Annotated in this window: 25 protein-coding genes; 14 read left to right on the forward strand and 11 right to left on the reverse strand. The window is 65.0% G+C overall.

Annotated features, from left to right (window positions below; all coding sequences use genetic code 11):
* Nucleotide 1 precedes the first annotated feature (1 nt).
* The 3 genes from VF34_RS14705 to VF34_RS24375 are packed head-to-tail and all read left to right on the forward strand — an operon-like array spanning nt 2 to nt 2248.
* The gene (locus tag VF34_RS14705; RefSeq protein WP_045841582.1) at nt 2-955 is read left to right on the forward strand and encodes a D-2-hydroxyacid dehydrogenase; all 954 of its coding nucleotides are present in this window, start codon (nt 2-4) and stop codon (nt 953-955) included.
* Nucleotides 956-1009: 54 nt separating this feature from the next.
* Complete coding sequence (locus VF34_RS14710; RefSeq protein WP_032367705.1) at nt 1010-1459, forward strand: SRPBCC family protein; 450 nt, start codon at nt 1010-1012, stop codon at nt 1457-1459.
* Nucleotides 1460-1486: 27 nt separating this feature from the next.
* A complete protein-coding gene (locus VF34_RS24375; RefSeq protein WP_052718676.1) occupies nt 1487-2248 on the forward strand; it encodes a class I SAM-dependent methyltransferase in 762 nt (253 codons plus the stop codon).
* Here the strand turns inward: VF34_RS24375 and lppU are convergent.
* The 4 genes from lppU to VF34_RS14735 all read right to left on the reverse strand — a co-directional run bounded on the left by lppU (nt 2245) and on the right by VF34_RS14735 (nt 6233).
* Complete coding sequence (gene lppU / locus VF34_RS14720; RefSeq protein WP_032370001.1) at nt 2245-2847, reverse strand: LppU family putative lipoprotein; 603 nt, start codon at nt 2845-2847, stop codon at nt 2245-2247. The two genes, VF34_RS24375 and lppU, sit on opposite strands and share 4 nt — an antisense overlap.
* Nucleotides 2848-2953: 106 nt before the next feature.
* Nucleotides 2954-4183, reverse strand: coding sequence for a molybdopterin-dependent oxidoreductase (locus VF34_RS14725; protein WP_045841720.1), 1230 nt, complete (start codon nt 4181-4183; stop codon nt 2954-2956).
* 311 nt (nt 4184-4494) lie between these two features.
* Nucleotides 4495-5358, reverse strand: a complete 864-nt coding sequence (locus VF34_RS14730; protein WP_045841583.1) for an MbnB/TglH/ChrH family RiPP precursor modification enzyme — start codon at nt 5356-5358, stop codon at nt 4495-4497.
* On the reverse strand, nt 5331-6233 hold the full coding sequence (locus VF34_RS14735; RefSeq protein WP_045841584.1) for a TIGR04222 domain-containing membrane protein: 903 nt from the start codon (nt 6231-6233) through the stop codon (nt 5331-5333). The genes VF34_RS14730 and VF34_RS14735 overlap by 28 nt, the downstream gene beginning before the upstream one ends.
* A gap of 160 nt (nt 6234-6393) precedes the next feature.
* Here VF34_RS14735 and VF34_RS14740 point away from each other — a divergent pair, with 160 nt between their 5' ends.
* The 3 genes from VF34_RS14740 to VF34_RS14750 are packed head-to-tail and all read left to right on the forward strand — an operon-like array spanning nt 6394 to nt 10007.
* Nucleotides 6394-7653 carry an HNH endonuclease signature motif containing protein gene (locus tag VF34_RS14740; RefSeq protein WP_045841585.1) on the forward strand — a complete coding sequence of 420 codons (1260 nt, stop codon included), beginning with the start codon at nt 6394-6396 and terminating at the stop codon, nt 7651-7653.
* A 60-nt stretch (nt 7654-7713) separates the two neighbouring features.
* Nucleotides 7714-9012 carry a lipase family protein gene (locus VF34_RS14745; RefSeq protein WP_045841586.1) on the forward strand — a complete coding sequence of 433 codons (1299 nt, stop codon included), beginning with the start codon at nt 7714-7716 and terminating at the stop codon, nt 9010-9012.
* Nucleotides 9013-9026: 14 nt separating this feature from the next.
* The gene (locus VF34_RS14750; RefSeq protein WP_045841587.1) at nt 9027-10007 is read left to right on the forward strand and encodes an endonuclease/exonuclease/phosphatase family protein; all 981 of its coding nucleotides are present in this window, start codon (nt 9027-9029) and stop codon (nt 10005-10007) included.
* Here VF34_RS14750 and VF34_RS14755 read toward each other — a convergent pair.
* Genes VF34_RS14755 through VF34_RS14785 form a run of 7 tightly spaced genes read right to left on the reverse strand, consistent with a single transcriptional unit; the run spans nt 10000 to nt 12871 of the window.
* Nucleotides 10000-10599, reverse strand: a complete 600-nt coding sequence (locus tag VF34_RS14755; protein WP_052061626.1) for a hypothetical protein — start codon at nt 10597-10599, stop codon at nt 10000-10002. The two genes, VF34_RS14750 and VF34_RS14755, sit on opposite strands and share 8 nt — an antisense overlap.
* A gap of 13 nt (nt 10600-10612) precedes the next feature.
* Nucleotides 10613-11155: a DUF6286 domain-containing protein gene (locus VF34_RS14760; RefSeq protein ID WP_045841588.1), complete on the reverse strand. Its 543-nt coding sequence runs from the start codon at nt 11153-11155 to the stop codon at nt 10613-10615.
* Nucleotides 11152-11565, reverse strand: a complete 414-nt coding sequence (locus VF34_RS14765; RefSeq protein WP_197077470.1) for an Asp23/Gls24 family envelope stress response protein — start codon at nt 11563-11565, stop codon at nt 11152-11154. The genes VF34_RS14760 and VF34_RS14765 overlap by 4 nt, the downstream gene beginning before the upstream one ends.
* Nucleotides 11558-11737, reverse strand: coding sequence for a hypothetical protein (locus tag VF34_RS14770; RefSeq protein WP_027495126.1), 180 nt, complete (start codon nt 11735-11737; stop codon nt 11558-11560). Before VF34_RS14770 ends, VF34_RS14765 begins: the two co-directional genes overlap by 8 nt.
* Nucleotides 11738-11791: 54 nt before the next feature.
* Complete coding sequence (locus VF34_RS14775; RefSeq protein ID WP_162182897.1) at nt 11792-12076, reverse strand: hypothetical protein; 285 nt, start codon at nt 12074-12076, stop codon at nt 11792-11794.
* A 19-nt stretch (nt 12077-12095) separates the two neighbouring features.
* Nucleotides 12096-12386, reverse strand: coding sequence for an Asp23/Gls24 family envelope stress response protein (locus VF34_RS14780; protein ID WP_032369996.1), 291 nt, complete (start codon nt 12384-12386; stop codon nt 12096-12098).
* Nucleotides 12383-12871 (reverse strand): Asp23/Gls24 family envelope stress response protein, encoded by a 489-nt coding sequence (locus VF34_RS14785; RefSeq protein ID WP_027495128.1) that lies wholly within the window; start codon nt 12869-12871, stop codon nt 12383-12385. Before VF34_RS14785 ends, VF34_RS14780 begins: the two co-directional genes overlap by 4 nt.
* Before the next feature lie 120 nt (nt 12872-12991).
* Between VF34_RS14785 and VF34_RS14790 the strand changes: the two genes are divergently transcribed.
* From VF34_RS14790 to VF34_RS14820, 8 genes are all read left to right on the forward strand, one after another.
* A complete protein-coding gene (locus VF34_RS14790) occupies nt 12992-13549 on the forward strand; it encodes an RNA polymerase sigma factor (protein ID WP_045841589.1) in 558 nt (185 codons plus the stop codon).
* Complete coding sequence (locus VF34_RS14795) at nt 13534-13992, forward strand: hypothetical protein (RefSeq protein ID WP_045841590.1); 459 nt, start codon at nt 13534-13536, stop codon at nt 13990-13992. The genes VF34_RS14790 and VF34_RS14795 overlap by 16 nt, the downstream gene beginning before the upstream one ends.
* 99 nt (nt 13993-14091) lie before the next feature.
* Nucleotides 14092-14175, forward strand: coding sequence for a potassium-transporting ATPase subunit F (locus VF34_RS24715; RefSeq protein ID WP_072691966.1), 84 nt, complete (start codon nt 14092-14094; stop codon nt 14173-14175).
* Between the two features lie 7 nt (nt 14176-14182).
* Nucleotides 14183-15847, forward strand: a complete 1665-nt coding sequence (kdpA, locus tag VF34_RS14800; RefSeq protein WP_045841591.1) for a potassium-transporting ATPase subunit KdpA — start codon at nt 14183-14185, stop codon at nt 15845-15847.
* Entirely contained in the window at nt 15844-17856 is a 2013-nt protein-coding gene (gene kdpB, locus VF34_RS14805) for a potassium-transporting ATPase subunit KdpB (RefSeq protein ID WP_045841592.1), read from the forward strand. Before kdpA ends, kdpB begins: the two co-directional genes overlap by 4 nt.
* A 2-nt stretch (nt 17857-17858) precedes the next feature.
* On the forward strand, nt 17859-18515 hold the full coding sequence (locus VF34_RS14810; RefSeq protein WP_045841593.1) for a potassium-transporting ATPase subunit C: 657 nt from the start codon (nt 17859-17861) through the stop codon (nt 18513-18515).
* Nucleotides 18499-20952: a sensor histidine kinase gene (locus VF34_RS14815; protein WP_052053615.1), complete on the forward strand. Its 2454-nt coding sequence runs from the start codon at nt 18499-18501 to the stop codon at nt 20950-20952. Before VF34_RS14810 ends, VF34_RS14815 begins: the two co-directional genes overlap by 17 nt.
* Nucleotides 20949-21626, forward strand: a complete 678-nt coding sequence (locus tag VF34_RS14820; RefSeq protein WP_032367717.1) for a response regulator — start codon at nt 20949-20951, stop codon at nt 21624-21626. Before VF34_RS14815 ends, VF34_RS14820 begins: the two co-directional genes overlap by 4 nt.
* Nucleotides 21627-21637 lie beyond the last annotated feature (11 nt).

Raw genomic sequence — 21637 nt, forward strand, 5'->3', positions numbered from 1 at the left:
CGTGATCAATGTGCTCGTGGTCGAGAGTGATTCGGACCGAAAGGCCTTCCCGTCGATTGGCGGAGTCCACTTCCGGAGCTGCACGATCCCCGAACTCGTCGATGCGGTGTCGTGGGCGGAGGTTCTACTGTTTCGCACGTTCGAGGCAGTCGACCTGCAGAATGTGTGGCCGCACGCCGACAAGCTTCGCTGGATTCATGTGTCGAGCGCCGGGGTCGATCGGGTGCTGGATCCGGTGCTGCGGGACAGTCCGTGGGTACTGACCAACTCCGGCGGCATTCTCGACCGTGCGATCGCCGAGTACGTCGCTGCGGGCGTTCTGGCGTCGATGAAGAAGCTGCCCGAAGCGATTCGGCGACAACGTGAACGGGTCTGGGAGCATCGCCTCACCAGTGGAATCCACAATCGGAGGGTGCTGGTCGTCGGTCCGGGTTCGATCGGCCGCGCCATCGGTCGCGTTCTCGGTGCACTCGGCATGCGTGTCGACGCGGCCGGTACATCCGAGCGGCCGGGAGATGCGGAGTTCGAGAAAATTCGTTCGGTGGACGAGTTACCGTCCTACGCAGGTGAATACGACGTGGTGGTGCTGTCCGCGCCGCTGACCGAGAAGACTCGCGGGCTCGTGAATGCAGAGGTGCTCGGGGCGATGCGTCACGACGCGGGGCTGGTCAACATCGCCCGTGGTCCCGTTGTCGACGAACAGGCCTTGTGTGACGCGTTGGATTCCGGGGCGATCGGATGGGCTGTGTTGGATGTCTTCGAGGTCGAGCCACTTCCGGCGTCGAGTCCGCTGTGGGAGCTCGACAACGTGATTCTGACGGCGCATCTGGCCGGTGACGCCGACGACTTCGCCGATCGGCTGTGGACGCTGTTCGAGGACAATCTCGATAGGTACCGGCGGAACGAGTCCCTGGTCAATGTGGTGGACAAGCAGGCGGGCTACGTCCGCCGGTAGAAGCCGACGTCAATCTATGTGTAACACGCCGTCGCGTGTATTAGTGTCGGTGGAATGCGTGAGATAAACCATTCGGCGGTCGCGTCGACACCCCGCGATGCGGCTTTCGCCTACCTCGACGACTATCGAAACGTCCCGCGGTGGATGTTCGGGATCACGCGGTTCGAGCCGAGGAGTGAGACCACCTCCGGTCTCGGGGCGACATACGACGCAACCATGCAGATCGGCCCCAAATCGTTGAATTCGATCGTCCGCGTCACCGAATGGGTCGAGAACGAGCGACTCACGCTCGAATCGGTCGAAGGCCTGTCGAACTCCTCGACCTGGTCTTTCACGGACCTGGATGAGGGCCGGACCCGCCTCGATGTCATCTTCCGTTACAGCCTGCCCGGGGGCATCGCCGGTAAAGTTCTCGGGGCCGTCGTGGAGCCCGTCGTCGGGCAGGCGATTCGGCACACCGAGTCCACATTGCGGTCGCAGCTGGAATCGGCCGAACATCGGTAATCACGAATAATCGGTACTCTGGCTAACGTGACGGACGAGCCGGAACGACCCCGCGGACTGAGCTTCGGCAGAGTCGCCGAGGAGTACGACCGGGCTCGCCCTGGTTACCCGGCGGCGCTGTACACGGATGTTCTTGCCGGCGGTGCGACCCGCGTGTTGGAAGCGGGAGCCGGCACCGGAAAAGCCACCGTCGCGTTGGCCGAACGCGGCGCTTCGGTGGTTGCCGTCGAGCCGGATTCGGGTATGGCCGAGGTGATCCGACGCCGCACCGAGAACATGGACGTCGATGTTCAGGTCTCCCGGTTCGAGGATTTCGTCTGCGCGCCGTCATCGTTCGATGTCGTCGTGGCCGCTCAAGCGTGGCACTGGGTGGACCCCGATCGAGGAGCCGCGGTGGCGGCTCGTGCGTTGGTCCCCGGGGGATCACTTCGGTTGTGGTGGAACATGCCCGGTCAGCTCGACGGACCGGTGTGGGAGTCGGTACGGGCTGCGTACATCGCCACCGAGCCGGACGCCGCACCGCTGTTGGCGCACTCCCTCGGCGTGCAATCCGAGACCGCGGTACCCCGCGCGGCCGGCTTCGGCCCCTGGTCCACGTCGACGTACGAGTGGGTTCAGCGTTACTCCGCAGACGAATTCTGCGCGATGGCCGCGACGTACTCGAGTCACCTGATTCTCACCGACACACGTCGGCAGGAAGTGCTCCGAGCGGTTCATGCGGCTATCGACAGCCACGGCCACCTGGATTATCGGTACGTCACGCAGATGATGACGGCGACTCGAGGCTAGGCCACCGTCGTGGTGCAGACGACGAATTGCCGTGCTTCGTAGGCGAATCCGCCTTCGGGGCAGTCGTTGGGGTCCGCGGTACCGGTCTTGATCTCGGTGACCTTCTCGACGCTCGTCGCGCTGGGGTCTGCGCAATCGACTCGGGCGGGCTCGTCCATTCCGGTACTCGGCACGCTCATGCAGCCGTCGATCACCCAGTCGACGTCGAGGCACAGTGCGCCCTGCTCGACACCGTTCAGAGTCTCGTAGTACGTCTGGTTGACGTCGGTGGGGCACTGCTCGTTCTCTGCGGCTTTGGCGATGACCTTGTAGTTGGACTCCATGCTGCCGCATTCGGCGTTGTCGATTTCGGCGGCCGTCATCGTGCCACCGAGCTTGACGCACTGGCCGATCTCGACGTCGATGTCGGTGGAGCCACCGGCGTCGATGCCTTCCTGGCCGGACACGTTGTCGGTGGTGGTGGTGGGGGCTGCGGAGCTGCTGGAGGCGGTGGTGTCTGCGGCAACGGCGGTGCCGGCGTCGGACGACGAACAGCCCGCGGCGAGCATCAGCGTGAGGGCTGCACCCGCGGCGAGAAGGCCTCGAGATAGTGCGTGCATCGTGGCATGACCTTTTGGACTCGTCCAGGCGAAGGAGTATTCCTTCGTCGGCAGCCCCGCGGGCCACCGATGAAAGATTCTCGACCATCCGGGCGGTTTTGCAAAGTCACGAACGGAACACGATGCGCGCCACCCACTTGGTGTTGTGCACACCGGGAAGCCCGGGAACGATGACGCGTGCCGGGTAGCCGTGGTCGAGCGAGAGATCGACGCCGTTGACTTTCAATGCCAACAGTGAATCGGGATGGAGAGCTTGATTGCCCTGCAGCACAGCACGACCGAATGGGCCACCCTGTTCTATCGAGATGACTTCCGCGGACCTGGGTGCGGGTACACCTGCCAATGCTGCGAGTTCGGCCAACGGAACGCCCGTCCAACTCTGCGTGGTCGACCATCCTTCGACACAGGCGATGGGAAGTTCGGCGGTGTGCTGAGTCATCGACAGCAGCCTGCCGCGGGAGAGCACCACCGGTTCCATGTTCTCCGAGGTACTTTCGACGGACAGCGTCCAGTCTGCGTCCGTCTGTTCTTCGGTGACTCCGGCCGCCTCGGCAGTGCGATTGATCTGAAAGTCGTTGGGCCCGTCGCCGTACGAACGCCCCCGCGGAAGGAGAATCGCTGCCTTGCGTAGGACGCCGCCGACGGTCTGCCCCACCGTCAACACGGCCACGAAACCCATTCCAGCGGCGACCAATCCGATCGCACCGCGTCGGCTCATGGTCTGGTGTGGCCGGCTCGGCGCTTCGTTGCGGGCGCGCAGGACGTCCATCAACGATTCCGATCGAAGGGTCCGCCACATCAGCGGCACTTTGAGACCGAGGTGCACCAGGAATCCGGAGATGAACACCCAGGCACCGAAGTAGTGAGCGGCGTAGAAATCGAAGCCGAACACGTAGTCGTACTGGATGTTCAGCACGCCGGTGACGATCTCGAACAGCAGGCCACCGACGAGTGCCAGCAGCGACAGTCGTTCGAGTGCATGTGCGGGCGACCGGACCGGTGGCAGTTCGACGAGCTTGGGCATCACCGACCAGAGCTTGGCGATCACGAGCGGGACGATGATCAGACCCAACCCGACGTGCAGGCCCTGCGTCAGCTGGTACAGCCAGGCCGGGTTCGTCGGCCAGTCGAAGAACGGTAAACGCAACCACCCGACGGCACCTGGTCTGGCTTGGCCGAATTGCGGCCCGTAGGCACTGTAGGACAGCAGGCCCGTCAGAATCACGATCGGCAGCGCAACGAGCAGCACCGCGCCGAACACCGACGTCAACCACGTGCTGCGCAGCGGACTGCGAAAGCGCGCGAGCGGGTTGGGTGCGTCGGCCATGTATGGCATTCGCTGCCCGACCCGTCCCGGATGTGTGGCGGCGAGTTCCCCTTCCTGTTCCATGGCTCGGTAGAAGGCCTCGGCATCCTCGGCCGTCGACACCTTGGGGCGGCTCGACGCCCATCGGCGGAACAACATTTCGTATCGGTCGCCCAACGCCGAGGGCAGTGCCGGATAGCGTGCCGCGATCTCGGCCGCTCGCTTGTTCAGCAAAGCCGCTCGGACAGTGTCCACTGTCGCAGAATCGAATTCGGCGGGCAGTGGCCCACCTGCCACGAGAGCGCGCACCAACTCTTCTTGACGGCGAGCCAGGTCGTCGTTCACCTCGTGTACCCGGACGTCCGTACCCCGGTGATGCGATCGAGTCCCGCGGCATCCGCGATCTCATCCAGTTCTGCGAGTAGCTCGGCCTCGGGTGGATAGTGACCGTCGCGTTCGAGCATCAGGGGCGTGCGATGACCGGCCATCGCAAAGGTCCGTAGTAATTCGAGGACTTCGTCGGGCACGGGCGCAGTGTGGGTGTCGTGATAGATGCCGCCACGGACCGTGCCACCGGCGATGTGGCAGTAGGCAATTCGATCCAGCGGCAGGCGTTCGAGTTCGGTCCACGGGTCGCGGTCTCGATTGAGTGCGTTCGCGTACACGTTGGCGATGTCGAGCACCAGGCTCACGCCGGTCCGCTCGACGAGTTCTGCCAGGAACTCACTCTCGGTCAATTGGTCTTCCGGCCAATCGAAGAGGGCTGCAATGTTTTCCACCGCCAGCGGAAACGGCACACCATCCTGCGTTCGTGCGATGTTTCGCGCGAGCGCGGTCAGGGCCTCGTGGGTGCGCGGTACCGGGAGCAGATGACCGGCCTCTATGCCGTCGGCGCGGACGAAGGCGATGTGCTCGCTCACCAGCGGGGATCCGAGCATGGATGACACTCGTGCCAGTCGGTCGATACGGTGCTGTTCCACCGGCTCGGCACCGCCCAAGGACAACGAGATTCCGTGCGTGACGACGGGAACTCCCAATGCGACGAGGCGATCGGGTGCCTGCTCACCGATCGATTCGGCGATGACCTCGCAGAACGCCAGCCCCGGGAGTTCCGAGACGATGCCGGATATCTCCGAGCGCCAACCGATTCCGAGCCCGACGGGCACTGTGTCGATGTTCAACCTCCACACCCTCCGCCGCCGCATCCCCCACCGCCACCGCCGCAACTGCTACTGCCGCCGTCGCCTCCGCTGCCACCGCTGTCGGCGCCGAAGCCGAACGACGCGGCCCCACCGGCCTGGGCGGTGCCGTAGCTGAGTGCATCGGCCATCGCCGGATCGAGCATCAGCAGGGCCCCTGCTCCAAAGATGGCTGCAGACATTCCGGCACGAGTCGGCCCGTAGGCGGTGAAGGACGGTCGCGCGCGGGGTGAAAGGTAGTCGTTCTCGGCGCGGAGTCGGCGTAGTTCGGTATCGCCCGCAGCTGTCCGACGGCGTCGACGAAGCAGAACCGGCACCGCCGCGAACAGGACGAGCACGATCGCGACGAGAAACCAGACGGGCTTGCCGTTCGCGGTGCCGGCGAGGATGCGGGCAATTCCGACTGCGATGACGAAGAGCACCGGGAATACCCGTGTGACAGCGGAGCCGCGTGCGCCGTGCAGCAGACCCTCGTCGACGAGAGTGCTCCGCAGTTGCGCGCAGGTGCCGGACATGTTCGCCACCAGCCTGGAGCGAACCAGGGGTGCTTTACCGCTACCGAGGCGTTCGAGGACGGTGCGGGTGAACCAATCCAGTTGGGAGCGCTCGGTGCCGCTCAGATCGCGGCGTTTCCGCCCCTGCGAGTCGATGATCTCGGCACCGCGAAGTATCGCCAACGACGCCATCACCGCCTGGGAGTCGCTAGTGAGCACACCTACTTCGGGGGGTGTGAGCACGCGGCCTGCTGACGTCACCGGGGTCGATCGGTGAGCGGCTATCCAGTTCCCCGCCATCGTCAGGAGTATCGCGAGAACGGCCGCGAGCAGGTACCAGCGGAGAAAATCTGTGCTGGGGATGCCCCAGGTGTCCGAACCGCTCATGGCCACACCCACTTTCCGTCGGATCCAGCATCTGCTGCTCAGTATCGGGCCCGTGGGCGAGAAAGCAACCCCGACGACGTCCCCGCGGGGACGGGTGCACCGGTTTCCCGCCGTTCTTGTCGGCGCCTCGTCGTACTGTCGTCGAACATACATTCGACGAGTGGGGGCATTCACGGTCGAGATTGCAGACATCGAGACGGAGATATGCGCGCTGGCGGGCCAGATCGCGGCTGCATCTGCGCAGTATCTGATCCTGGTCGGTGAGTTCGATGCTCGACGTGGGTGGGCCGCGTGGGAGACGAGGTCCTGTGCGCACTGGTTGTCCTGGCGCGCGGGAGTCGATCTGCACACTGCCCGTGAGCAGGTGCGGGTGGCCAAGGCGATGCGCGAGCTGCCCCTGATCACCTCTGCGTACCTGAGCGGCACGGTGTCGTACTCGAAGGTGCGCGCGATGACCCGTGTTGCCACCGCCGACAACGAAGCGTCACTGCTGCAGAAGGCGCTCGATGCACCCGCCGCGCACATCGAACGTCTCTGCCGTGGTCTGAAGAAGGCGATGCGGCCGACCAGAGGCAACGGCGTCGACCTCGATCCGTGTGTGGGGCGGTGGCGCTGGGACGACGAGGACGGCTCGCTCGTGGTGACGGCGCGCTTTCGGCCCGAGGACGGTAAACGATTTCTGGCCGCGGTGACCAGGGCCGAGTACGAGCGCACCCGCACCGAGGTTGAATCAGAGGGTGACCGGTCGGCCCCGGCACCGACGAATCCCGTTCCTGCGCTCGTCGCAATGGCGGAGATGGTGTGTGACGCCATCGATTCGCCGGTCGTCTCACCTGCCGCGGAAGTGTTGGTACACCTCGGCGACAGCACCGAAGCAGGATGCGATCATGCTCATTTCGATGACGGGCCTGGTCTGGACGACGAAACTCTCGCTCAGGTGTTGTGTTCGTCGGTCATGCGAGTCGTCGGTCACGGCCGGTTGGGAAAAACTGTGCGGTGGAGTACCACGGCCAAGGCTCCGAGTCGAACCCAGTTGCGTCAGTTGATCATTCGTGATCGATGCTGCTCGGTACCAGGCTGTGGGCGCACCCGGTTTCTGCATGCTCACCACGTCACCTACCGCTCGCGGGGAGGTGCGACCTCGCTCGACAACTTGGTCCTGCTGTGCGGCGAACACCATCGAGCACTGCACGACGGCTACTTCCTCATCGAATCCCTCGGCCACCAACGATTCACGTTCCGGCACCCGTCGGGAGGAGAGATGGTTCACGCGCCGGCGCTGTCCGGAGACGCCGAGGTCCTCCGGCGGCAATATCAGCACATCGAACCCGACGCCATTGTCCCGAACTGGGGCGGGGAAGGCCTCGACCTGAGCTACGCGACCGACGTTCTGATCACCAACTGGCAGCAGGCTGCATGAAATCGTGCCGCTCAGGGCAAGTTAGTGTGACGGAAAGACTCGGACAAGAAGCGGTGGGATATGAGCGTCGACAGATCGATGGCGGACGAACAGTCCTGGCCGCTGGAACAATGGCCGAGCTGCGAGGATGCGACGAGGCCTGAGAACGACCCGTTCTACGCCGCGCCCGAGGGCTACGAAGCGGCTCTACCGGGGACGATTCTCAAGGTGAGGCCTGTCGAGGTCGCGATGTTCGGCCACGTGCGACAGCGAGTCGACGCATGGCAGCTGCTGTACCGAACCGCCGATCTGGGCGGTGTACCGCAGGCCAGTGTGACGACGGTGCTGCGGCCGCAGAATGCCGAACCGGTGTTGCTCTCGTACCAGTGCGCCATCGACGGCGTCGCGTCCTCGTGCTTCCCGTCCTACGCGCTTCGACGTGGCTCGAAGGCCCTCGGCGCAGTTCCCCAGTTCGAGTTTCTTCTGGTTCTGCATGCCCTGCGCCGCGGATGGACCATCTCGATCCCCGACCACGAGGGGCCGGACGGTCATTGGGGGTCGCCGCAGGAACCAGGATTCTGCACACTCGACGCGATCCGCGCGGCGCTGTCGTTCGAGTCGTTGGAGCTGCACGAGAGCACGCCCGTTGCATTGTGGGGATATTCGGGCGGCGGGCTCGCGACGTCGTGGGCCGCAGAAATGGCCCCTGAGTACGCACCGGAGCTCGAGCTCGTCGGTGCCGCCCTCGGCTCCCCCGTCGGCGACCCGGGTTCTGCGTTCACCAGGCTGAACGCAACGCTGCACGCGGCCTTGCCGACGCTTGTAGTCGCGGGATTGCGACGCACGTACCCCGACCTCGATCGCGTGGTGCGTCAGTACGTCAACGAGGACGGAATGCGCATTCTCGATTCCGTCGAATCCATGACGACCGTTCGCGCCGTCAGACGCCTGGCTCGGCACGATCTGGACAACTACATCGACATTCCGCTCGCCGACCTGCTCGCCCTACCCGAGATCGTGCAGGTGTTCCAGGACATCCAGCCCGGTTGCACTGCTCCGTCGGTGCCGCTGCTGGTCGTGCAGGCCGTGCACGACCAGATCATTGCCGTCGACGACGTCGATGGCCAGGTCGATCGGTATCTCGAAGCCGGCGCACACGTGACCTACCTGCGAGATCGGCTGAGCGAGCACCTGTCGCTGCATCCACTCAGTGCGCCCCTGACCCTCGATTGGCTGGCCGATCGATTCGCCGGGCTTCCTGTTGCCGAACCGGCGACCAGAACGGTGTGGTCGACGGCATTTTCGTTCGCGGCAGTACGTGGATTGATGTCTCTGACCTGGACCACCGCTCGTGCATTGACCGTCGGCGTCAGGGCGTAGCTACTCTCGGTGCGATGCAGCGAACCTGGGTACGGATTCTGACCGGAACGATCGCGACGCTGGGCATCGTCACCGGACTCGTCGCGATGGGGGCGTACTACACCGACACCCGCATCAACGTTCTGATCGCGCTGGCATCGTTCGTTCCCCTGATGCTCGTTGCTGTCGTGGTCGGTGCCGTCGTCGCGCTGATCGGTAGGCAATGGATTCTGGCGGCGGTGTCCGCGGTCGTGTTGGTAGCAGCCGCAGTGGCGTACGCACCTCTGTACGTGGCCGACGCGGCATCCCAGGACGAGGCGAGCGGCGATGCCGTCCGGCTGCGGGTGATGCAGGCCAACCTGATGGTGGGCAGCGCCGATCCGTCGGTCGTCGTCGGATCGGCACGCGACAACGCCGTCGACGTCGTGACGATCCAAGAGCTGACCGATGCGTCGGTGCTCGGGCTACGGGATGCCGGCATGGAGCAACTCTTTCCGTACAGCTACCTGCGAGCGTTGCCGACGGGTGGCGGAGGTGCCGGAATCTACAGTCGCACACCGCTGTCCGACAACCGCGAACTCGCCGGCTACGGGCCCGTGAACCTGGCCACCTCCGTCGACGTTCCCGGATCGGAGCCAGTGACGCTGCTGGCCGTCCATCCCGGCCCGGCATACGTCACCCCGGCCGATCTCTGGACCGCCGAATTGGACACGCTCCGTAGCGATCTCGAGGCGGTGTCGGCAAGCGGTCCCGTCATCGTCAGTGGTGATTTCAACACCACGTATTCGCACAAGAAGTTCAGGAACCTACTCGATGCCGGATATACCGACGCTGCAGCACAATTGGGGATGGGGCTGATCCCGACCTATCCCACGGACAAGGGCACTCCGGCCGTCGTCGGCATCGACCACATTCTCACCAATTCCGGGCACGCCCGATCACTGGAAAGAATCGACCTCCCGGGATCGGACCACCACGGTCTGATCGGGGAGATCGAGTTCTCCGGAGTCAGCTGACGCGCGCCGACTGCTTGCGAGACTTGCCGCACTGCAACAGAATTCGCACCTTGGCTGGAGTTCCGTCGAGTGAGGTCACGATGTCGTCACGGGTCCGTGCTGCGGCGTCGGAGACCTGCTCGAGGGACGTGACGGCTGGGTCGAGCGTCGCGACGATCTCGACCACGCGCTGTCCCCTGTCCGAGACAGAGCGACCGGAGGCCGAGACGATTCCGTCGTGACCTGCCAGCGACTTGGCTGCACTACGGGCGGCGGTGCCGAGGTCGACGCTGAGCCTGCCGTCGACCTGCTCTCCGTCCACGTTCGTGACGTCGGCCGACGTGGATCCGAAGGCCACGGTCCCGACCGATCGGCGCGGCAGATGCGCGAGCAACCACCACAGACCCAGCAGGATCAACACGACAGCGGCTACGCCGAGAGCCCAGGGCCACCAACCGGCGTCGACGGCGGTGTCGACGAACGCGGCGTCCAGCCGCTCGCGGCCGGGAAGCTCGCCACGTTCCCACGCGATGGCTCCGCCGCCGAGAGCGATCAGAGCCAGCCCGACGACGGCTGTGCCGGTGCGGTCGAGCGATGCGGTTGCACGTTTCACAGCTGCTGTCCTTTCATGAGGCCTGTCCTGTCGTTCGCACTCGGGTGCGCACCTTGGGTGCCGACGCGAGTGGGCGGAGGGCGTCGTCCACGGACGTCACGACCTCGGATTTCAGAGCCGAGGTGTCGGTACCGGCCACGGTGGATACGGCGACGGTGACCTTCTTGTTGCCCGCCTTGGCGGACGCGGTGTCGACGCCGACACTGTCCAGGGCGGCAGATCGCGCGACGGCAGCGACGTCGTCCTTACGAAGCCAGACGCCCTGCTCGTTGAGAGCACGGTGGGTGCGACGACGTGGGCGAATTGCCACGAACACGAGAACGAATCCGATGACGACGGCGGCGATACCTGCGGGCAGCATCCACTGCTGAGCTGTGAGCCCGTCGAGGTTCGATGCGGCCGGGCCGACCCACTCGGAGCCGTCGAGAGCGCCCAGCTTCAGCAGCGCCTCGCGGCCGAGTACGACTCCGGCGGCGATGAGAACGAGAGCGAACAGGACGGCCGGAACAGCTGCGGTGGGGTTGGCCACCGGCTTCTTGCTTGCTTGCTCTGTCACTGCACTCTCCCTTCTTCGCTGGTGGGCTCGGCCGGTATGCATTCGACCGTCACGTCGACTCGGTCGACGGTGTAGATACCGAGTTCGGACAGGTCTCTGGCCACGGCGGCGCGAACGTTCGCAGCCACTTTCGCCAACGGCGAGGGCCAGGTGACTACGACGGAGACCTTCGCTCTGACGCGCTCGCCGGTGATCGTCACATCGGCCTTCGGCAGATCACGCCCACCGAGGAGGTGCAGTCCGGGCTGGCGGTCGGTGACGGAGTCGGTGCCACGGGCCGCAAGAACGGCCAGGCGCTCGACTGCCTTGTGCTTGATCTCCAGGGAACCGCGATCGCCGGGGTCCGCGAGTGACCCCGGGGTTGCGGCCGGTGTCCCTGGGGTCGTGGGGGCTGCTGCTGTGTCAGTCACGACCGCGACCACGCATGATCGAGTTCAGATCCAGTTCACCGTCGATGTAGCGGCCGACGAAGAAACCGAGTCCGCCGAGGACGATGGCGATGAGGAAGCCGGTGAAGCCGCCGGCTGCTGCGGCGATGGCCAGCAGAAGTCCCACGAACAAACCGATGGTTGCAGTGGTCATGGTCTTGATCTCCAGTCAGAGTGTTCGGATTCCGAGGTATCGGATGTCGAGGGTTCAGATGTCGAAGTAGTTGCGTCGAGTGACGCGTTTGCGGAGCCGGGCGATGCGTTTCGGCAGTGTGCGCAGTGGCGTCGGTACCGAGGACGAACGGAACGCTGTCGGTGCGCTGGCAGTGTTGATCGGAGTCGACGGAAGTACGGCGAACCGGCGGTCGACTTCCGCGAGCTCTGCCATGTACCGGGCGGGATCACCACCGATGTCGGGGTGGTGTTCTCGGGCCACAGCGCGCCGGGCCGCCTTGTACGCGGCGGCCCGGTCGCGCGCTGAATGCTCGTTCACCTGGTCAGACTCGCACAATTCAGACCCGCACGACATCCTCGACTGTGACGTGCACGGGCCCGTCGACCATTGCCGCGACAGTGCTGCGCACTGCCTCGGCGGTCTCCCGTACGGCGTAGCCGAACTGGAGAATGACGTGTACCTCGGTGCCGTCGTCTGCGATCCGGATGCCGGCGACGCGGCGTCCGGGTAGGTAGGTCGCAGCCTCGCCGAACATGCCGCCGTGCAGCCCGACGACACCGTCGATCGCCTGCACGGCGTCGGCGATGTCCTCGGACTTGTCACGGTCCGTCGGGTTCGGGTCGGTCACTGCACTCGGGTGGAGGCGGTCTCGGTGGTCTCCTCTTCGTCCGAGCCGTCGTCCAGGTAGATGTCGTGAACGACGATGTTGACCTCGGTGACCTCGAGGCCCGTCATGCGCTCGACGGCGTTGATGACGTTGCGACGAATGCCTGCTGCGAGGTCTGCGATCGAGACGCCGTAATCGGCGACGATGTCGATGTCGACCGCTGCCTGACGCTCGCCGACCTCGACCGAGACGCCCTGCGACTGGTTGACGCGGGCACCCGGGATACGCTCGCGCAGGGCACCGATCGCGCGGCTCGCTCCGCCGCCGACGGCATGTACGCCCTGGACCTCACGGGTGGCGATGCCGGCGATCTTCGAGACGACGGTATCGGCAATGGTGGTGCGGCCCTGCGAGCTGACGAGCACGGAATCCGACTTCGTGGTGATGTCGGTCTTGCCTTCGCCTGCTGCGGATACGGTTGCCTTGGTGTCCGTCGTGGAGCTCATGACTGCCTCTCTTCGCTGAGTAGTGGTGCACAGTGTGTGTCAGGAGTTGGTCGTAGCTCGATCACCGAAACGCACGTACAAATAAAGTGACCTACGTCATAGATTACGTCTGGGGGCCCGATGGAGTGGAGAGATGCGTCGGACCGCGTACTCGTCGGCGCAGCCGCGCTCGGCGAGACGGATGCGTTCGAGGAGATCGTGGGCCGATACGGACCGGAGATGTTTCGGTACGCCCGAAACATGCTGTCCGATCAGGGTGCAGCAGAGGAGGTGGTGCAGGACGCGTTCGTCGCAGCGTGGAAGGGGCTCGACAACTTCCGTGGCGATTCGGCTCTGCGCACCTGGCTGTTCTCGTTGGTCTCGCACAAAGTGATAGATCATCGCCGGCGTCGCAGCGTTCCTCCTGCGGAAGACTGGGTATTCGAGCGCAAGAGCACGGGCGCGGGAAGTGATCCCGAGGCGGACGTCGAAGCAGACAGCTTCATGGCCGAATTGGGTGTGGCACTGGCGGAGTTGCCCTATCGGCAGCGGGCCTGCTGGTTGCTTCGGGAGGTCGAGGGCCTGACCCATCCGGAGATCGGCGCGATCATGACGTTGTCCGCAGGAGCAGTACGAGGTCAATTGACCAGAGCACGAGCAACATTGAGCGAAAGGTTGGCGTCATGGCGAACCCGGTAGAACCGAATGCGGTTCTTGCGCGTGCTGCCACCGAGCTTCGGGAGGCACCGCAGGAACCGAATTGGGTGGACATCAGCTCGTCCATCCTCGCGAAAGTGCGCAATACGACGCGTCGCACCTGGCCGATCGACAGCGCCTTCCCGGCGGGTTCAGCGGCCGATCCACGGGACTCACTGCGGATCAGCGATCACATCGTCAAGACGACGTTGCGCCGTGCTCTCGCGGGCGTACACGGTGCACAGCCCACCGAGATCGACCTCGACCTCGACGATCACGCCTGCACAGGTCTGTTCGTCGCGGTGATCGGCGTGTACGGCGACGATCTGCAGGCGGCAGGCGAAGAACTGGCATCGATCGCCATCGACGTGGTTGCGGACCTGCTCGGCGTCACCCTCGGCAGGGATGCGGTCGAAATCCGCGTCGACGACATCGAGGAGCGCTAGCGGAGGTCGGCGTAAAAACTCCGTCATGACCGCAGGTCGTGCGCGTAGGAAAGCGTAAGGAACGCGTTTTCGCTCGGTGGTGGGATTCAAGATCGAGCAATGACCGAATTGCTCTGTCTCACGGTGGCCGCGTTCGTCGCGGTCTACCTGTTCGTCGCTCTTCTCGATCCGGAGAGGTTCTGACGGCGCCATGAATCCTGCTCTGCTTGCCGGTCTTCAGATCGGCATCGTGATAGTCGTGTTGGCGGCGGCGTACGTGCCGCTCGGTGACTACATGGCCCGGGTGTTCGGTTCTACCCACGACACTCGCGTCGAGAGTCTGCTCTATCGGGTGGCCCGGGTGAACTCGTCGTCGGAACAGACCTGGGTCGGCTATTCCACCAGCCTGCTCGGGTTCTCGTTCGCCGGGGTCGTATTCCTGTTCGTACTGCAGCGAATTCAAGGTGTGCTCCCGCTGAACGGTGGCCTGTCGGGGGTGAGTCCGGCGATGGCGTTCAACACTGCGGCGTCGTTCGTCACCAACACCAACTGGCAGTCGTACGTTCCCGAGACCACGCTGTCGAATCTGACGCAGCCGCTGGGGCTGGCGGTACAGAACTTCGTCTCTGCTGCAGTCGGTCTCGCGGTGGCGATCGCCGTCGTGCGCGGCTTCGTTCGGGTGTCGACGGGCGGTGAGCTCGGCAATTTCTGGGTCGACCTCACGCGCGGGACGCTCCGTATTCTGCTGCCGCTCTCCGTGCTCGTCGCGGTGATCATGCTGACTCAGGGCACCGTGATGTCGTTCTCGTCAGGCTTCACCTCCACCGGTCTCGATGGGCAGACGGTCACCAATGCGCTTGCGCCCGTTGCCTCGCAGGAGGCTATCAAGGAGATCGGCACCAACGGTGGTGGCATTCTGGCGGCCAACTCGGCGCACCCGTTCGAGAACCCGACACCACTGACCAACATCGTGCAGATCATCTCGTTGCTGCTGATCCCGGTGGCCCTCACTCGTACGTTCGGCACGATGATCGGCAACCGCAAGCAGGGTCTGACGCTGCTGGCGGTGATGGCGACGCTGTGGGCGACGCTGTTGGCGGTGACGTTGTTCGCCGAATCCGGTACCCGTGGAGTGGCAGCAACGGCCGCGGGCGCGATGATGGAAGGCAAGGAAGTTCGCTTCGGCATCCCGGCTTCTGCGCTGTTCGCGGTGTCGACGACCGGAACATCCACCGGCGCAGTCAATTCGGCCCACGACAGTATGTCTGCGCTGGGCGGCGGAGCGGTGTTGCTGAACATGCTGTTCGGCGAGATCGCGCCGGGTGGCGTCGGCACCGGTCTGTACGGATTGCTGGTTCTCGCGGTCATCGCCGTCTTCGTCGGTGGTCTGCTCGTCGGCCGAACTCCGGAATTCCTCGGCAAGAAGCTGGGTCGACGGGCCATCACGATGGCCGCGCTCTCGGTTCTCGTGATGCCGATCCTCGTGCTCGTCGGCACGTCGATCACGGTGATACTCGAATCGACGACGAGCTATCAGGGCAACCCCGGCATCCACGGATTCACCGAGGTGCTCTACGCCTACGCCTCCGCTGCGAACAACAACGGCAGTGCTTTCGGCGGCTTGACGGTGACGAGCGACTGGTTCCAGATCTCCCTCGGTATCGCGATGCTGCTCGGCCGGTTTCTGCCGATCGTCTTCGTATTGGCCCTGGCCGGTTCGCTTGCGACGACCAAACGCAGCGCGCCCAACGCCGGCACCCTGCCGACCGATGGACCGTTGTTCGGCACGCTGCTGATCGGTACCTCGATCCTGGTCGCGGCCCTCACCTTCTTCCCCGCACTTGCTCTCGGACCCATAGCAGAGGCCATGCAATGAACCTGTCACTGAACACCGCTCTACCCGGCGCGTTCCGCAAACTCGATCCGCGTCACCTGGCCCGCAACCCGGTCATGTTCGTCGTCTTCCTCGGCTCGATCGTCACGACGATCCTGTCGAGTGCTCAGCCGTCGGTGTTCGCCTGGTTCGTCACCGGCTGGCTGTGGTTCACGGTGCTGTTCGCGAACCTCGCCGAATCCGTCGCCGAAGGTCGCGGCAAGGCGCAGGCGGCCAGCCTTCGAAAGGTGAAGCAAGACACTACTGCTCGACGACGCACGGCGTCGGGTGCCGAGTTCGTGATCACCGAGGTGGCCGGTGCCGAATTGAAGGTCGGCGACGAGGTCGTCGTCTCGGCCGGTGAGGTCATTCCCGGCGACGGCGATGTCATCGAGGGTATTGCGACCGTCGACGAATCTGCCATCACCGGTGAGTCGGCTCCCGTGGTCCGTGAATCCGGAGGTGACCGGTCGGCCGTCACCGGCGGCACGATCGTGCTGACCGACGAGATCGTCGTGAAAATCACTGCAGCGCAGGGCGAGACGTTCGTGGATCGGATGATCGCCCTCGTCGAGGGCGCGGCGCGGCAGAAGACGCCGAACGAGATCGCCCTGAACATCCTGCTCGCGTCGCTGACCATCGTCTTCCTGTTCGCGGTCGTCGCCATCGGACCGATGTCGAATTACGCGGGACAGCAACAGGATCCAATCCAGCTGATTGCCCTGCTCGTCTGCCTCATCCCCACCACCATCGGTGCTCTGCTCTCCGCCATCGGCATCGCAGGCATGGACCGCCTGGTGCAGCGCAACGTACTGGCGATGTCCGGCCGCGCAGTGGAGGCCGCGGGTGACATCGACACACTGCTGATGGACAAGACCGGAACCATCACGTTCGGTAACCGTCGCGCCACCGGCCTGCATCCGGCGACGGGCATCGCCGCCGCCGAATTGGCTCGTGCAGCTCGGCTGTCGTCGCTGGCCGACGGCACCCCCGAGGGGCGCAGCATCGTCGAACTGGTCGAGCGAGACTTCGACTCCGTTACGGCAGAAGGCGAATCCGAGCGCGGGGAGTTCGTGGCGTTCACGGCGCAAACTCGGATGAGCGGGTTGGATCTACCGGGCATGGAGATCCGCAAGGGTGCAGCGGATTCGGTCTACAGTTGGATTCGCGACGGCGGCGGGACGGCCGATCTGGATGGCACCGTGCACGACATCGCGCAGAACGGCGGCACTCCGCTGGTGGTCGCGGTACGCGAAACCGGTTCTGCTGCTCGGGCTCTCGGTGTCGTAGAACTCTCGGACGTCGTCAAACCCGGCATTGCCGAACGGTTCGCTCAGCTGCGGGCCATGGGCATCCGAACCGTGATGGTGACCGGTGACAATCCGCTGACCGCCAAAGCCATTGCTGCCGAGGCAGGTGTCGACGACTACCTGGCCGAGGCCACTCCCGAGGACAAGCTCACGCTCATCCGGCAGGAGCAGGAAGGCGGCAGGCTCGTTGCGATGACCGGCGACGGAACCAACGACGCCCCGGCTCTCGCGCAGGCCGACGTCGGCGTCGCGATGAACACCGGCACCTCGGCCGCCAAGGAAGCCGGCAACATGGTGGACCTTGATTCCGATCCGACCAAACTGATCGAGATCGTCGAAATCGGTAAGCAGTTGCTCATCACGCGCGGTGCTCTGACGACGTTCTCGTTGGCCAACGATTTGGCGAAGTACTTCGCGATTCTGCCGGCGATGTTCTCCACCGTCTATCCCCAGCTGGGCGGGCTCAACATCATGCACCTGGCGACCCCGGAATCGGCGATCCTGTCTGCGGTGATCTTCAATGCGCTCGTCATCGTCGCGCTGATTCCGTTGGCACTCAAAGGTGTTCGATACACCCCGGCGTCCGCAGCTGCGTTGCTGCGGCGGAACCTACTGGTCTACGGCGTCGGCGGCGTCATCAGTCCGTTCGTCGGTATCTGGCTCATCGACCTGCTCGTTCGACTCATTCCAGGGATTGGCTGACCATGCGTTTCGTACAGGGATTTCTCCGCCAGGTCGTTGCAGGCTTCGCAGTGCTGCTGGCGCTCACCGTGATCCTCGGCATCGCCTATCCGGCTGTGGTCTGGGGCATCAGCCGCATCGGCACCGACTCCGCCGAGGGGTCACCGCTGCGTGACGCACAGGGCTGCGTCGTCGGCAGCTCGCTGATCGGCGTCGATCCGCAGGTGGCTCCGGGAGAGCCGGATCCGTTCTTCCACACCCGCGTCACGGGCTCGGTATCGGACGACGACGCGTTCGCGCCCGGTGATCCGGCCGCGGCACTACCGACCAATCAGGGCCCGTCGAGCGAGGTACTCGCGTCGTTCGTCGAACAGCGTCGAGCCGCCATCGCCGCCCGGGAGAACGTCGACCCGTCCGCGATTCCGGCCGACGCCGTCACCGGCTCCGGATCCGGTATCGATCCCGATATCAGTCCCGCCTACGCGGCGCTCCAGGTCGCCCGCGTGGCGCAGGTCAACGGAGCGCCGGTGAGCGAGGTGGAGGCTCTGGTCGACGAGTACACCCGCGGCCCGCAGTACGGTGTACTCGGTGCCGAAGCGGTGAATGTCCCGGAGTTGAACCTGGCACTGCGGGACGCATACCGGCCGGGTGAGGAGACAGGCTGTGGCGGACAGGGGTGAGCTGCGGATCTATCTCGGTGCCGCGCCCGGCGTCGGCAAGACTTTCGCCATGCTCGGCGAAGCTCGTCGGCTGCAGGATCGCGGACGTGACGTGGTCGCGGCCGTCGTGGAAACGCACGGTCGGGCGCGAACCATCGAGGCACTCGAGGGCATCGAAGTTCTGCCGATGGCCACCGTCCGTTACCGAGGAGCCTCGGCGCAGGAACTCGATCTCGACGCGGTCCTGACGCGCCGCCCCGAGGTGGTGCTCGTCGACGAGCTGGCGCACACCAACACTCCGGGCAGCGTCCACGACAAGCGGTGGCAGGACGTCGAAGTGCTGCTCGACGCGGGCATCGATGTCATCTCCACCCTCAACGTGCAGCACCTCGAGTCTCTGAACGACGTGGTGCAGCAGATCACCGGTGTTCCGCAGCGAGAGACGGTTCCCGACAGCGTGGTTCGGGCCGCCGACGAAGTCGAGCTGGTCGACATCACACCCGAGGCGCTGCGGAGCAGGCTGCGGCACGGCAACGTCTACGCCGCCGACAAAGTAGACGCCGCGCTGAGCAACTACTTCCGCGGCGGCAACCTGACGGCTCTGCGTGAGCTCGCATTGCTCTGGATCGCCGACCAGGTCGACGCCGCATTGGTGAAGTACCGCAAGGACAATCGCATCACCGACACCTGGGAGGCGCGCGAGCGGGTGGTGGTCGCGGTGACGGGCGGCCCCGAGTCGGAAACCCTGCTGCGGCGGGCGAGTCGGATCGCCTCGAAGTCGAGTGCAGAACTGATGGTCCTGCACATCGTGCGCGGAGACGGCCTCATGGGCGTGTCCGCACCGCAGATGGGTTCCGTGCGCAAGCTCGCCGCCGGCCTCGGTGCGAGTGTGCACAGCGTTGTCGGGGACGACGTGCCCACCACTCTGCTCGATTTCGCGCGCGGAGTGAACGCCACGCAGTTGGTGATCGGTACCTCGAGAAGGTCACGCGCCGCCCGTATTCTCGACGAGGGTATCGGCGCGGCCGTGGTGCAGAACTCGGGAAAGATCGACGTGCACATGGTCACTCACGCCGAGCAGGCCCGTCGGCGGAGTCTGCAGGTCGATTCGGGGCGTCGACGGGTGATCGCCTGGCTGGCCGCGGTTCTCGTGCCTTGCTTGGCCGCTGCAGTGCTGAGCACGGTCGGTCCGGACTTCGATTCCAGCGGTGAGAGCGCCCTGTTCTTCATGGTGGTGCTGTGTGTGGCTCTGTTGGGAGGTGTTGCACCGGCGGCACTCTCGGCGCTGATCGCAGGATTTCTGCTGAACTATTTCTTCACCACACCCAGATACAGCCTGACGATCGCCGAGCCGGACAACTTCGTCGTGACCGTCGTACTGCTGCTGGTCGCTGTCGCGGTCGCGGCCCTGGTGGATGCGGCTGCTCGGCGGACGCGTCAGGCACGCCGGGCGACGCAGGAGGCCGAACTGTTGACCCTGTTCGCGGGGTCCGTCCTTCGCGGTGCCGATCTGGGCGCGCTGCTCGAGCGCGCACGGGAGACGTACCGCCAGTCTGGCGTAGCATTGTGGGACAACCAGTCCCGATCCATCGTGGGCAGCTCGGGCGAACACCCGCCGACCGATCGCAACGGGGCCGACACCGAGATCGACGCGGGCGATTTCACGCTGCTGCTCGTCGGCGAACGTACCCGCGCCCACGATCGCCGCGTCCTCGCAGCCGTCGCCAACCAAGCCGCGGGCATGGTGCGCCAAGCCCGTTTGGCCGAGGAAGCCAGCCGCGCCAACGCACTGGCCGAGGCCGACGCGTTGCGTCGAGCATTGCTCTCGGCCGTCAGCCACGATCTGCGGACGCCGCTGTCGGCGGTCAAGGCAGCCTCGTCGTCGCTGCGCAGCACCGACGTTCAGTTCTCGCCCGAGGACACCGACGAACTGCTCGCCACCATCGACGAGTCGGCCGACCAGTTGACGGCATTGGTGACCAATCTGCTCGACTCCTCGCGGCTGCAAGCCGGTGTGGTGCAACCCAGTCTGCGTCCCGTCTTCGTCGACGACGTACTGGCAGGCGCGCTGGTAGGGGCCGACGAGCGCGTGCGGGTCGAGGTGGGCGACGTCGAAGTGCTCGCCGATCCGGGTCTGCTCGAACGAGTGCTCGCGAACCTGGTGGCCAACAGTGCCCGCTACGCCCCCACCGGCGAGATCACCGTGCGCGCCGCAGTGCACGGTGACATGGCCGCCATCTCCGTCGTCGATCACGGCCCCGGCATCACCGTCGGGGCCGAAGCGACCATGTTCGACGCGTTCCAACGCCTCGGTGACCGTGACAACTCGGTGGGCGTCGGACTCGGCCTGTCGGTGGTGCGAGGATTCGTGCGGGCCATGGGCGGTACCGTCACGGCGTCGGACACCGTCGGCGGAGGGCTGACGATGACGGTCGAGTTGAAGGCGGCGAGCAGGTGAAGGTACGGGCGCTCGTCGTCGACGACGAACCACAGATCGTGCGGGCGCTGCGGATCAATCTGAACGTCCGCGGATTCGAGGTCGTCAGCGCGGCTACGGGTGGGGAAGCACTGCGGGTGGCCGCGAACTTCCACCCGGACATCGTGATCCTGGACCTCGGTCTGCCCGACATCGACGGTATCGACGTCATAGCAGGTCTGCGCGGATGGACCGATGTGCCGATTCTGGTGCTCTCGGCGCGCACCGACTCGGCCGACACCGTCGAGGCGCTCGATGCCGGAGCGGACGACTTCGTGACCAAGCCGTTCGGCATGGACGAGCTGCTGGCGCGACTGCGCGCGGCCCTGCGCCGCGGTCCGCAATCGGTGGCGGATCCCATCGTCGAGACCGCGGACTTCACGGTCGACCTCGCTGCCAAAACCGTTGTTCGACAAGGCGAGAACGTGCACCTGACGCGCACCGAATGGGGCGTCCTCGAACTGCTCGTCCGCAACGAGGGGAAATTGGTGTCGCAGAAAGAGATTCTGCGTACCGTGTGGGGACCCGGGCACGAGCGCGAAACGCATTATCTGCGAATCTATCTCGGCCAACTACGCCAGAAGTTGGAACGAGACCCAGCGGCACCGGTGCATCTGATCACCGAAACCGGCATGGGCTATCGATTCGTGAGCTGAGCGCTACCCGC

It is taken from the genome of Rhodococcus sp. PML026, from assembly GCF_000963615.1.
In the GTDB taxonomy this organism is placed as follows: Bacteria; Actinomycetota; Actinomycetes; order Mycobacteriales; family Mycobacteriaceae; genus Rhodococcoides; species Rhodococcoides fascians.

Excerpts from the sequence above, each read along its gene's own strand:
- VF34_RS14810 (WP_045841593.1), top strand. The coding sequence starts at position 17,859 with ATGCGTTTCGTACAGGGATTTCTCCGCCAGGTCGTTGCAGGCTTCGCA.
- VF34_RS14790 (WP_045841589.1), top strand. The coding sequence starts at position 12,992 with ATGGAGTGGAGAGATGCGTCGGACCGCGTACTCGTCGGCGCAGCCGCG.
- VF34_RS14745 (WP_045841586.1), top strand. The coding sequence starts at position 7,714 with ATGAGCGTCGACAGATCGATGGCGGACGAACAGTCCTGGCCGCTGGAA.
- kdpB (WP_045841592.1), top strand. The coding sequence starts at position 15,844 with ATGAACCTGTCACTGAACACCGCTCTACCCGGCGCGTTCCGCAAACTC.
- VF34_RS14770 (WP_027495126.1), bottom strand. The coding sequence starts at position 11,737 with ATGACCACTGCAACCATCGGTTTGTTCGTGGGACTTCTGCTGGCCATC.
- VF34_RS14725 (WP_045841720.1), bottom strand. The coding sequence starts at position 4,183 with ATGCCATACATGGCCGACGCACCCAACCCGCTCGCGCGCTTTCGCAGT.
- VF34_RS24715 (WP_072691966.1), top strand. The coding sequence starts at position 14,092 with ATGACCGAATTGCTCTGTCTCACGGTGGCCGCGTTCGTCGCGGTCTAC.
- VF34_RS14785 (WP_027495128.1), bottom strand. The coding sequence starts at position 12,871 with ATGAGCTCCACGACGGACACCAAGGCAACCGTATCCGCAGCAGGCGAA.
- VF34_RS14730 (WP_045841583.1), bottom strand. The coding sequence starts at position 5,358 with ATGCGGCGGCGGAGGGTGTGGAGGTTGAACATCGACACAGTGCCCGTC.
- VF34_RS14710 (WP_032367705.1), top strand. The coding sequence starts at position 1,010 with ATGCGTGAGATAAACCATTCGGCGGTCGCGTCGACACCCCGCGATGCG.
- VF34_RS14735 (WP_045841584.1), bottom strand. The coding sequence starts at position 6,233 with ATGAGCGGTTCGGACACCTGGGGCATCCCCAGCACAGATTTTCTCCGC.
- VF34_RS14750 (WP_045841587.1), top strand. The coding sequence starts at position 9,027 with ATGCAGCGAACCTGGGTACGGATTCTGACCGGAACGATCGCGACGCTG.
- kdpA (WP_045841591.1), top strand. The coding sequence starts at position 14,183 with ATGAATCCTGCTCTGCTTGCCGGTCTTCAGATCGGCATCGTGATAGTC.
- VF34_RS14795 (WP_045841590.1), top strand. The coding sequence starts at position 13,534 with ATGGCGAACCCGGTAGAACCGAATGCGGTTCTTGCGCGTGCTGCCACC.
- lppU (WP_032370001.1), bottom strand. The coding sequence starts at position 2,847 with ATGCACGCACTATCTCGAGGCCTTCTCGCCGCGGGTGCAGCCCTCACG.